Source organism: Desulfuromonas acetoxidans DSM 684, assembly GCF_000167355.1.
Classification (GTDB): domain Bacteria; phylum Desulfobacterota; class Desulfuromonadia; order Desulfuromonadales; family Desulfuromonadaceae; genus Desulfuromonas; species Desulfuromonas acetoxidans.
In genome coordinates this window covers 22,100-33,378 of record NZ_AAEW02000024.1, presented here as the reverse complement: position 1 = coordinate 33,378, position 11,279 = coordinate 22,100, and the positions used below count along the sequence as shown (strand labels likewise).

7 protein-coding genes and 2 rRNA genes are annotated in these 11,279 nt (G+C 50.7%); 2 read left to right on the top strand and 7 right to left on the bottom strand.

The features are described from left to right. Together DACE_RS18565 and rrf are read left to right on the top strand one after the other, a co-directional pair. Positions 1–475, top strand: a 23S ribosomal RNA gene (locus tag DACE_RS18565); the annotation flags it as partial. A 130-nt stretch (positions 476–605) separates the two neighbouring features. After that, positions 606–722 (top strand): 5S ribosomal RNA (gene rrf, locus DACE_RS15080). Between the two features lie 110 nt (positions 723–832). Here the strand turns inward: rrf and DACE_RS15075 are convergent. The 7 genes from DACE_RS15075 to ruvB form a co-directional block, all read right to left on the bottom strand. Further along, complete coding sequence (locus tag DACE_RS15075; RefSeq protein ID WP_006002658.1) at positions 833–2,197, bottom strand: sigma-54-dependent transcriptional regulator; 1,365 nt, start codon at positions 2,195–2,197, stop codon at positions 833–835. An 18-nt stretch (positions 2,198–2,215) separates the two neighbouring features. Then, entirely contained in the window at positions 2,216–4,453 is a 2,238-nt protein-coding gene (locus tag DACE_RS15070; RefSeq protein WP_040367704.1) for a sensor histidine kinase, read from the bottom strand. A gap of 129 nt (positions 4,454–4,582) precedes the next feature. Beyond that, positions 4,583–5,512, bottom strand: coding sequence for a UDP-3-O-acyl-N-acetylglucosamine deacetylase (gene lpxC, locus DACE_RS15065; protein ID WP_006002653.1), 930 nt, complete (start codon positions 5,510–5,512; stop codon positions 4,583–4,585). 171 nt (positions 5,513–5,683) lie between these two features. Beyond that, the gene (locus tag DACE_RS15060; protein WP_006002652.1) at positions 5,684–7,375 is read right to left on the bottom strand and encodes an ABC1 kinase family protein; all 1,692 of its coding nucleotides are present in this window, start codon (positions 7,373–7,375) and stop codon (positions 5,684–5,686) included. 5 nt (positions 7,376–7,380) lie between these two features. Next, positions 7,381–7,680 (bottom strand): phasin family protein, encoded by a 300-nt coding sequence (locus DACE_RS15055; RefSeq protein ID WP_006002650.1) that lies wholly within the window; start codon positions 7,678–7,680, stop codon positions 7,381–7,383. A 250-nt stretch (positions 7,681–7,930) separates the two neighbouring features. After that, a complete protein-coding gene (locus DACE_RS15050) occupies positions 7,931–10,234 on the bottom strand; it encodes a hypothetical protein (protein WP_162013614.1) in 2,304 nt (767 codons plus the stop codon). A gap of 12 nt (positions 10,235–10,246) precedes the next feature. Continuing rightward, positions 10,247–11,272 (bottom strand): Holliday junction branch migration DNA helicase RuvB, encoded by a 1,026-nt coding sequence (gene ruvB, locus DACE_RS15045; protein ID WP_006002645.1) that lies wholly within the window; start codon positions 11,270–11,272, stop codon positions 10,247–10,249. Between the last annotated feature and the right edge of the window lie 7 nt (positions 11,273–11,279).

The window sequence follows — 11,279 nt, the reverse complement described above, 5'->3', positions numbered from 1 at the left end:
AATACAGGATACATCGAGCTCGTACCAGGCTTATGTTGACAAGAGTCACATCGACGGGGAGGTTGGCACCTCGATGTCGGCTCATCACATCCTGGGGCTGGAGCAGGTCCCAAGGGTTTGGCTGTTCGCCAATTAAAGTGGTACGCGAGCTGGGTTTAAAACGTCGTGAGACAGTTTGGTCCCTATCTGCCGTGGGCGTAGGAAATTTGAGAGGATCTGTCCTTAGTACGAGAGGACCGGGATGGACGAACCACTGGTGTTCCAGTTGTTCCGCCAGGAGCAATGGCTGGGTAGCCACGTTCGGAAAGGATAACCGCTGAAAGCATCTAAGCGGGAAGCCCCCCTCAAGACAAGATTTCCCTGGAACTTCGGTTCCCTAAAGGTCCGTTGGAGACTACAACGTTGATAGGCCGGGTGTGTAAGTGCAGTAATGCATTCAGCTAACCGGTACTAATTGACCGTGAGGCTTGACCATAAAAAGTTTTATTGAAGGAAGGGGCGAGAGCTTCTCGCCCCTGACTTTATACAAAGCGTACGAAAATACTTCGCAAACGATTCGTCTAAAGTCTTAGCAATTGCCAGAAAAGTTTATACGTTAAACGCTTTTCGGTGGCTATAGCACAGAGGTCACACCTGTTCCCATCTCGAACACAGAAGTTAAGCTCTGTTGCGCCGATGATACTGCATGGGCAACTATGTGGGAAAGTAGGTCGCCGCCGAATTTTTTCCGAAAAAAGGACCCACAATGCGTGGGTCCTTTTTTTTGTTTAAATTTTTTTCACATCAGTAGTCTGGTGTGTCTTCATCCTGAGGACGACGCTACAGCACCGCTTTACTCTTTGTTTAGTTCAATTCCATAACTTTTAATTTTACGATGCAGGTTGGAGCGTTCGATTGAGATGGCTTCAGCGGTTTTGGAGATATTCCAGTCGTTTTCAACTAATTTGCTGCGGATAAACTCCCGCTCGAAGATCTCTTTGGCTTCTTTGAAGCTGTCCATTTCAATGCCGTCCAAGGCGATTTCTGGCGACTGATTCCCTTTGTTGATTTCAGCAGGAAGAGCAGCAGCGTTGATCTCTTTGCCCGGAGTCATGATGACCAGGCGTTCGATCAGGTTTTTCAATTCGCGAACATTCCCGGGCCAACGATAGTTTTTCATTACGTCAACAGCTTCTTGACTCAGGTGTTTGGTTGGGGCATTTTCTTTCTCGCAGTAGGAGGTGAGAAAGTGCGTGGCTAGTACTTCAATGTCCTCGCGTCGTTCACGCAAAGATGGGACTTGAAACGGTAGCACGTTAAGCCGATAAAACAGGTCTTCCCGGAAGTGGCCAGCTTTGATCTCCTCTTCAAGGTTTTTGTTGGTAGCGGCAATGACGCGGACGTCGACCTCAATGGTTTTGCTGCCGCCAACGCGTTCAAATTTATGTTCCTGAAGGATGCGCAAAACTTTGGCTTGGGTTTTCAAGCTCATATCACCGATTTCATCGAGAAATAGAGTTCCTTCATGGGCCAAGTCGAATTTGCCTTTACGTTTGGATGTGGCCCCGGTGAACGCCCCTTTCTCATGGCCGAACAACTCAGATTCAATCAGATCTTCAGGAATTGCTGCGCAGTTGACTTCAATAAACGGTTTTGTGCTTCGTTTTGATTGGCGATGGATTGAGCGGGCAACCAGCTCCTTTCCTGTACCATTTTCACCGGTGATGAGAACCCATCCTGAGGTCGGTGCCGCAATATCGATTTGTTGCTTGAGTTCACGCACCGGAGCACTTGTACCAATGATGTCGTAGCTTTTGCCGATTTTTGCTTTAAGGGTTTTATTTTCTTCGACCAATTCATGCACTTTGAGAGCGTTGTGGATGCAGACCAGGAGTTTCTCAAGTGAGAGTGGTTTCTCGATAAAGTCATAGGCACCGAGCTTTGTTGCGGTTACTGCGGTTTCAATGGTGGCATGACCACTCATCATGATGACCTGGAGGTCATCATATTGATTGCGTATTTGGGTGAGTGTTTCAATGCCATCCATTCCTGGCATCCAGATGTCCAGTAACACAAGGTCCGGTTTCTCCTCAGTTACGGCGTCCAGAGCAGTAGCTCCATCACACGAGGTGGTGACCTGAAAGCCTTCATCTTGAAGGATGCCAGTGATGCTTTCACGTATGTTTCGCTCATCGTCAACAACAAGAATATGTTTCATCGCTGTTCCTCTGGTTTGTTATACAGATGGCAAGGGAAGTTCGATAATGATCTCTGTTCCCGTTGGGATGTGGTCTTTAACACGAATATAGCCATTGTGGTCGGATATAATTGTCGCGACAATGGCAAGGCCTAATCCGGTTCCTGTGTTCTTTGTCGAAAAATACGGTTCGAACATGCGTGGTTTGTCGGCATCGGCAATGCCGCAGCCGTTGTCGCTGATGGTCAATGTGACCATTTGCAGGCTGGTGTTGACTTCTGTTTTTAAACTGATTTCAGCCGTTGTTGCATTGTTTTCGACAGCGTGGATAGCATTGTCAATCAGATTGATAATGACACGTTTGATCTGGTCTTTATCAAGGTTGAGTTTTTCCAGCCCATCTGCTTTAGCAAAGTTAAAGCGGATCTCCTTGTGTCCTTGCTGGTAAAGGACCAGAGTCTCACTGATGATGTTGTTTAGATCTTGTGGCGTTGGATTACTGGCAGGCATGCGCGCAAAATTAGAAAATTCGTTGACAAGATTTTTAAGCTCGTCAACTTGGGTGATGATCATTTTGGTGCATTCATCAAAGACCACATCGTCTTTGTCGAACCGGTCAAGATAGCGGCGTCTCAAGCGCTGAGCCGACAGTTGTACCGGGGTCAGTGGATTCTTGATCTCGTGAGCAATGCGTCGGGCAACTTCACGCCATGCTGCCATGCGCTGAGCTTTTTGTAGTTGTGTGAGATCATCAAAAACAACGACGGTTCCCATAAACTGGTCGTTTTCGTCATGCAGGCTCGAGACATTGAGCAGCAGGGTGAGTTGTTGTCCTTGGATGCTCAGCGATATCTGCCGACGAATCGATTCTTTTCCTGAGCTGATCAGCTCGCCGAGAAAGCCTTTGATCAAATAGAGCTGTTCACTGGTGACAACCTCCTGGTATCTCTTGCCCAGCACGCGGTTGCTGCGGATTTTCAGCATCGTTTCGGCTGATTTGTTGATCGTGGTGATAATGCCCTGGCTATCCACGGAGATAACACCGGCCGTGACGTTTTTCAGAACAATTTCCATATAGCGACGGCGTTGGTCCAATTCAATATTAGAGTTCTGCAGTTCGTCATGCGCGAGTTTGATTTTGTAGCGTTCGTCACGTAACGCCGTAGTCATCTTATCAAAGGCGTCGATAAGAATGCCGATTTCATCATCTCCAGGAACCGGCAACGTGACATCGAGATTGTCGGTACTGATGCGTTTGGTCGCGAGAACCAGCTCCTGTAGCGGCACGGTGATACTGCGGGCCAGTCGGAAGCCGAACCAAGTTGCCAGAAAAATAATAACCAGAGCGATAAGCAACAGAATGGCGATATAGCCCTGCTTGACTTTGCCTTTGAGCTGTTGCGCTTCTTTGTACTGTTGGTACGAAGAGGAGATCTCCTGCATCTTGCTGACCAACGAATAGGGGACATGGTAGTTCACCACGACCACCCCGACAATATCATTGGCGTTCCAGTTTGAGCGCACAGGGACCACCCCGCGAATCAAGTCGGCTTTACCGATTGGCGTAATGCGGGTAAACAGTTTTCCTTCCAGTGCTTCTTGGATCACGTCGGATCCGGGATCGGTAAATTCTGATAATGGCACATTCGGGTTCGCCACGCGAACGAGTTCCTCATGTGTCGAAGAAAAGACTTCTACAATGCCAAGGTTATACTCTTTTTGCTTGAGGCTGATGAGAACCTCCAGCTCTTCGAGCTTATCTTCGTTGAGTAGTTTGCCGTCTTTGACCTGTTCTGCGAGTTGCTCTGCATAATACAGGGCGTTGCTTTGTGAATTTTTATAATACGTCTGAGCGACATCAAGGGATTCAGTCAACGATTTCTCTATTTCGGTACTGAACCAGTTTTCAATTGAATTGGTGATAAAACCCGCTGAGGCAAAAAACAGCAGCATGGTTGGAATGAGTGATAGCGAAACAAAGGTGACAACCAGTTTGGTGCGTAGGCGTGCACCGGGGATGTTGCGGCGGCGCTCAAGAAACAGCTTGAATAAATTACGAATAATCAGGAATAGGAACAGAATGATCAACAGAATGTTCATATTGATCAAGGCGAGAACCAGGATATTGTTGGAGAGTTGTACCTGGGAGGTTTGCTCGTAAATCTGTTTTTCAAAAAATGGCAGAGCGACAAGTAGGGTGACAATGAACAGGATCAGTCCCCATTCGCGCCGACGCTTACGTATCTCAGGAGTGTGTTGCTTTTTATTTTCAGCCATAAATAGATTGCCTAAACAGGTAAATGCTATAAATATTACATCATTGCATGGATTTGGCGGTGCTGCAACGGCAATAAAAAAGGCAGCCTGTAGGGGCTGCCTTAAAAGCATTCAGAGTGGTTGGGTGAGTTAGGACTCGGCCCACGCCAGGTCGGTTTGCAGAGCCGGGACCGGCAGTTGCAGTGCTTCCTGCAGGTCCGCATCGGAAAATTCAACCAAACGCCAGCAATCAGGGGATGCGAGAATCTTTTCAACCATTTTGTGATTGATGTCATGACCCGCCTTGTAAGATTTGATATGGCCTAGCAGGGAGTAACCCAGCAGGCTGAAATCACCAATCGTATCAAGGATTTTGTGGCGAACAAATTCATCGGAATAGCGTAACCCGTCAGGATTGAGAATTTCGTCCTTGCCGATGACAATGGCGTTCTCCAATGAGCCGCCACGCGCCAGACCAATCGATTTAAGATATTCAACCTCTTCGTAAAAACCGAAGGTCCGTGCAGCAGCTACTTCCTGACATAGTGTTTCTGAGGTCAGGTTCACCGATTTGTGCTGCTGGCGGATGCACGGGTGGTCGAAGGATAGATCAAAAGTGACTTTGAAAAAACGCGACGGGATAATGCTGACCCGCTTTTCGCCATCAACCACCGTAATGGGCTTTCTGATTGCTAGAACTTTGCGGCTGCGGTTGTGTCGGGAAATGCCCGCTTCCTGCAGGTGTTGGATAAATGGTGCCGCACTGCCATCCATGATGGGAACTTCGGGTCCATCAATATAGACATGCAGATTGTCGATATGGCATGCGGTCAGGGCGGCCATGAAGTGTTCAACTGTAGAAACACTCAGCTCGCCTTTGCCGAGCACTGTGGCCATGCGGGTGTCGACGACATTGCAGGACTGTGCCTCGATGGATCGGGTTTTATCCCCTTCACTGCGATGGAAGATAATGCCGGTTCCAGCCGGAGCCGGACGCAGTTTCATGGTGATGGTGGAACCTGTATGTAAGCCGACACCACTGATGTCGATGGGGTTAGCAATGGTGCATTGATAAATCATGAATTCGTCACCTTTCGGTTATTGTTAGATGACGATTAACAATGCAATAAGCATGCCCAATGTTCGCATGTTGTCAACTTGCTGTTTTTTAAGGAGAATAGTGTTTCGCATGAAGGGTGAAAACCGCCAAGTGTGGTAAATTTGTCTGTGGTGAAAAAGACACACACCAGGTCACAGACGGCCTGAACGGAGAATTCCCAATGCCAACCATAGTCCCAGTGCCGCGGCAAAAGCATAGCCCAGCAGTCCCAGGGCCGGCAGGCCGAACAGTTGAGGGCCGCTGTTTGTTTGGATAATCAGGGATGAGCCGATGATTAACGAACCGATAATGAAACTGAATGATAACCGATTACTGGCTTTATCCAGATCCGTGATCAGCTTTTCCAGGCCGCGGTGCTCCAGGTCGATTTTGAAGTTGTTACTGTTGAAACGCAGTAGCAGCTCTTTGAGCTCCTGAGGTAGTGATTTGAGCACATCGAAATAGGAACGGAAAATCTGGGTGGTTTCTTTGCCGATATTCCCTGCGGAGAGGCGGTGTTGCATCAGCTCCATCGCCGTAGGTTTGATCTCTTCAATGAGGTTAAAGCCCGGATCGAGTTGGCGGCCGATCCCTTCGATTGTTACCATGGCTTTGGAAAACAGCATCAGGTCTGAAGGAAATTTGATATGGTGGCGTCGCATCAAATCAATAAATTCGGTGATCAGCTTAAAAAAATCGATATGCTCCAAGGGGACTTTGTAATAATCATCAATGAATTCAGAAAGTTCTCGTTTGAGCCGGGTCGTATTTATCTCTTTGGAGCGATCCCGCTCTGCAAGCATGACAGATACCAGCAGGTCGGTGTCGCGTTTGAAAATTCCCAACAGCAGACTGGTTAATTGCTGGCGTAAATCATCATCCACATGGCCGACCATGCCCAGATCGATGAAGCACAGGGTTGAGTCGGGGAGAACAAAGATGTTGCCCGGATGGGGGTCGGCGTGGAACAGGCCGAAAACCAAAACTTGGTCGAGAAACGCTTTGGCGCCGTTGTGGGCAAGTTGTTTTAAATCATGACCGGCTGCACTCAGTTGGTCTGTGTTGGAGATTTTGATGCCGTCAATATACTCCATGGTCAGGATGGCATCGGTGGTTAACTCCCAGTGGACATGGGGTACCGTTACGTTTGGCGAATCGTGAAAATTGTCGCGGAACCTTCCCAGTGTGTGACCTTCTTTGGTGAAATCAAGTTCACGGTAGATTGTGCGACGGAATTCACGGATCACTTCACGTGGCGAGAACAGCTCTTCCGGCTCGGTGTGGTTTTCCAACAGGGAGGAGAGGCTGTCCAGAATGTCGAGATCGGTTTCAATGATTCGTTCAATGTCGGGGCGGCGTACTTTGACGGCAACTGTCGTTCCGTCGGGCAGTTTCGCTTGATGAACCTGGGCGATGGAGGCCGCTGCAACCGGCTGGGGCGAAAACTCGCTGAATAGCTCGTTGACGGGAGCGCCTAGCTCTTGGTAGAGCTGGCTTTTGATGGCAGAAAGCTCCACTGGGCGTACGTCGTTTTGTAGTTTATTCAGTTCCGTGATATAGCTGGCGGGAAGGATGTCGGGGCGAGCCGAAAGGATCTGTCCCAGCTTGATAAATGTTGGGCCGAGCTCTTCCAGCGCCATGCGCAGGCGCACTTGGGGGGGGAGCTTTTCCAATTCCCGCTTGCGGTTGTCACGCTTGACCAGACGTCTGCCCAGCTCGATGTAGTAATCGAGATTGAGCTCGTCGAGGACGTGGCCGAAACCGTGGGAAACCAGGACTGCCAGAACTTCGCGATAGCGGTTTAACGAACGCAGGTTACGGTTGAGGTGCAGCAATGGCAGCATAGAGGTTAGTCAGCCGACTGTTGCTTCTCAAGTTGACTGACCCGCTCGCACAGGGTGGAAAATTCTTCCCGGGAGACCAGGCCGATCCGTTCGCAGGCTTTTTTCACTTCGTCCATGGCTTGTTGTTCCAGCTCGCTTTGTTTATCACAGGCATTCTTCTTTAGTTTGTCAACCAACGCCTTGCCCTCTTCTTCGGAGAGGTTGAGGCGTTGCTTGAGGTCCTGCCCCAGTTCTTCAGCTTTTTTTTGCGACATTGATGCTGCGCCAAGAGCGGTTAAAAGGGTTTTTTCAATGATTTCAAGCATAAATTCCTCCTGTGCTGACGATGGAAAGACTTGAGTATAGTAGCATGTCGCGACAATCTTTCAATCCTTTCTCGGATACAGGTGAGATCTTTACAACATGCTGTCCTTGGCGTTTTGCACCGTGTTATTTCTTTAAGTTTACAAAATCGCCCACCATACACGAGCTTGACGGGTTTTGTTACCCTCCCGCTGTGCTCTCTCCAGAAAGCCCGTGTGGGCGCTTTGACTGTTTTTGTACTCAGTGGTTTGATCAGGTCTGGGAAAGGTTGAATCTTTCCAATGCTTCTTCAACCAGCCTGTAGGGGGGGAATTCAAGATTTTTCCAGATTTTATTGCCCAGGCGGTTGGCCTTTTTGGCTGTGGGCAAAGCTGCATGGCATTCATCCCAGATCAGTTGATGAATGCGGACCAGGTCAGTCAGGAAGCGTTCAACGATCTGCTGGCAGACGGTTGGGTCTGTTGGCAGGTTGGGGGTTGCAGCTTCCTGGCTGGTCAGCAGGGCCGCATAGGCAATGATGTCGTTGTTGCAGTCGCAACGGTTGCCAGCCATATCTTCCAGGGTGAATGTGCCCATGAATTCACCGACAAGTTGCCATGGCCGGTGGTCGGTGTAAAAGCTGCGCAGCTCCGGGCGATAAAAGTCGTACAGATAATGATCAGGAAATAGGGGGATCCCTTTCACCTCCAGAGCCTGGTGGATCTCATTTTCGAGCGACTTGTTGTCGGTGCGCGGAGCCTCACTCGCCGTGCTTTCAGTTGTTGAGTCCTGGCATGGCGGTGCATCGATGTCGAGTAGTTGTTGCAATGTGCTGTCGATGAGGGTTGTTTGTTGTCCTGAAGATAGCCCGTCAAGTTCAAGGGCGGCAAGACTGTCCAAGACTTTAGAGCTTGGAACGGGCAGTTGATCAAGATACTTTCCAGACGGATTAGATCCCAGTAGCGTTTTACTCATCTGCTGACACAGGCAGGATTTGTGGAAGCGTTGTCGTCCGTCTTCGCTGCTGTAATGGTCTTCGCTGGGCAGCCGGAGGCGTTTTGCTTCGATGAGACGTAATAGGTCCTCTTTGTTTTGCAGCAGTAATGTCAGGGCAATGGCACCACCACCAAATAATTCGTCATTGGGGATCTCCACGCGTCGCGCTTCTCCGCAAACGAGGGCGATCTGCTCGGGAGCATTGCGCCGTTCGAGTTGCAACGTGAACTGGTCCGCAATCAGTGCCAGTTCTTTAACCGTATATTCACCTGCGAGCAGTGTGAAAATGTGATCGATCCAGGGCAAGCAGAGGGCGCTTGCCGGTAAACACAGTTGGATGGTTCCTTGGTCGGCAAGGATGCCTAACAGATACAGGGCCTGATAACCCCAGGTTGGCGTGTTGCGGGGCCATAAGGGGCGGTGGCCGGACCAGGCGGCGTGAATGTGGGCCTGCCAGGCGTTGCGATAGTGTGTCGAAGGCACCTCGTGGTCCACTAGGTTGGCAACGATGCGATGAACCGTGATCTCACGGGGCAGGCTGAACAGGTCTGCTCGGCAGAGAGCGGGGTGGGGCCAATTGTTGAGGACGCGCAACAAATATTTGAATGCCAGGCGTTGCGGTTGATCTACTTCCACCAGTTCAGCATCGTTCTGGGAGACGCTGCAGTGTTGCATGTGAAGCGCTGCGTTGACTGAATTTTCTTCAGTCGACAGAGGGCTGGACGCTGTGGCGTGGAGCAGCTGGTTGATGAAGCGAATCGCGCGTTGCGGTTGGCGAAACAGACCAATCTGGTCGAGGCGACGCAGCAGGTGGTGTAGTAGAACCTGGCTTTGTTCGTCCAGGTCCGGCTCATTACCGTGGCCTGACAACTGGTCGAGCTGGGTAATGTCAAGTGCTGCACTGAACTCTTTTAACGCTAGATCCAGACGCTCCGGTTCAATGCTGTAGGGCAGTTTTTTCAAATATTGAAGCACCAGCAGGCGGGCAATGACCAAGGTCAGTTTGTTTTCGGCCTGTAACTCGGCCGTCTCGATGGTTTTTACCTGGTCGCTGCGCGTACGACGCAGATGTTCACTGAGCAGGGGGATTGCTTTGTTGACTGTGCCCAGACACAGATTTGTCAGATGCCAGTGCGAGAGTTTGTCCGGGGGGCAGGCTCCGATAACGGCCAGGGTGCGAAACTCGTCCATAAGTTGAACCAGCAGCATCTCATAGGCTTTCGGACTATCTTGGTCCAGCGGCGGAACTGGCCATTGTTCGATGATTTTACGGTTGTCTGCTTGCCAGATGGTCAGTCTTTTGCTGCCCCAGGTGGCGAAGTAGTTAACGCCCAGGCTTTCGGCGCAGGCGCAAGGGGTGCCCAGGTCGTCTTCACAGTCAGGGATTTGAACAAATCCACCGGCGACAAAACTGTCCTGATTGATCCACAGCACCATGTCTGGGCATAGTGCTCCCTGTGCCGTGGTTAGTGGCGTGCCCGCTTCCGCTTTGCGAAACGGTGAACGTCCCTGGGCGATATAGATAGCAGCCCAGTGGCAGAGCTGCTGGATGAAGCGCTGGTGTGTTGCTGGATCCATCACGATAAGATGTCGTTAGCCTTTAGGTTGGAACATGTCGGCTTGTTTGCCTTGCGGCCGACGGTGAAAATGGCGGTAGGCCAGTTCGGTAACCATGCGCCCGCGCGGGGTGCGGTTGATATACCCCTGCTGGAGCAGGAACGGTTCAATGACCTCTTCAATGGTATCTTTTTCCTCGCCGATTGCTGCAGCCAGTGTGTCTAGGCCAACCGGACCGCCGGAAAATTTATCCATGATGGTCTGCAACATCAGACAGTCCATGTGGTCGAAGCCTATTTTGTCGACCTCAAGACGAGTCAGAGCTGTGTCAGCAATGTCACAGTTGATGCTACCGTCGTTCTGAACCTGGGCAAAATCGCGGACGCGGCGCAGTAGGCGATTGGCAATACGCGGTGTCCCTCGGCTGCGACGGGCGATTTCCAGAGCACCTTTTTCGTCAATGGGCACGCCGAGAATAGAGGCGCTGCGTTTGACGATGACGGCCAGTTGGGCGTGGGTGTAAAATTGCAACCGGCAGATAACGCCAAAACGGTCGCGTAGCGGGGAAGAGAGTAAGCCGGCGCGGGTGGTGGCGCCCACCAGAGTAAAGCGGGGAATGTCCAGTTTGATGGTCCGTGCCGACGGTCCTTGACCGATCATGATATCGATCTGATAGTCTTCCATCGCCGGGTAGAGAATCTCTTCGACCACAGGGGATAATCGGTGGATCTCATCAATAAACAGCACGTCGCCCTCCTCAAGGTTGGTGAGGATCGCGGCCAGGTCACCGGCTTTTTCAATGACCGGACCGGAAGTGCTTTTGATGCTGACACCCATTTCGCTGGCAATGATGTTGGCCAGGGTGGTCTTACCCAACCCGGGCGGTCCGTAAAACAGGACATGGTCCAGGGCTTCACTGCGATTGAGCGCCGCCTGGATGAACACTTCAAGGTTCTCTTTGGCTTTTTCCTGGCCGATGTATTCGTTCAGGGTCCGTGGCCGCAACGGGTTGTCGATGTTGTCTTCATCGCTGAGTTCGGCACTGATCAAGCGGTCCGTCATCGACACT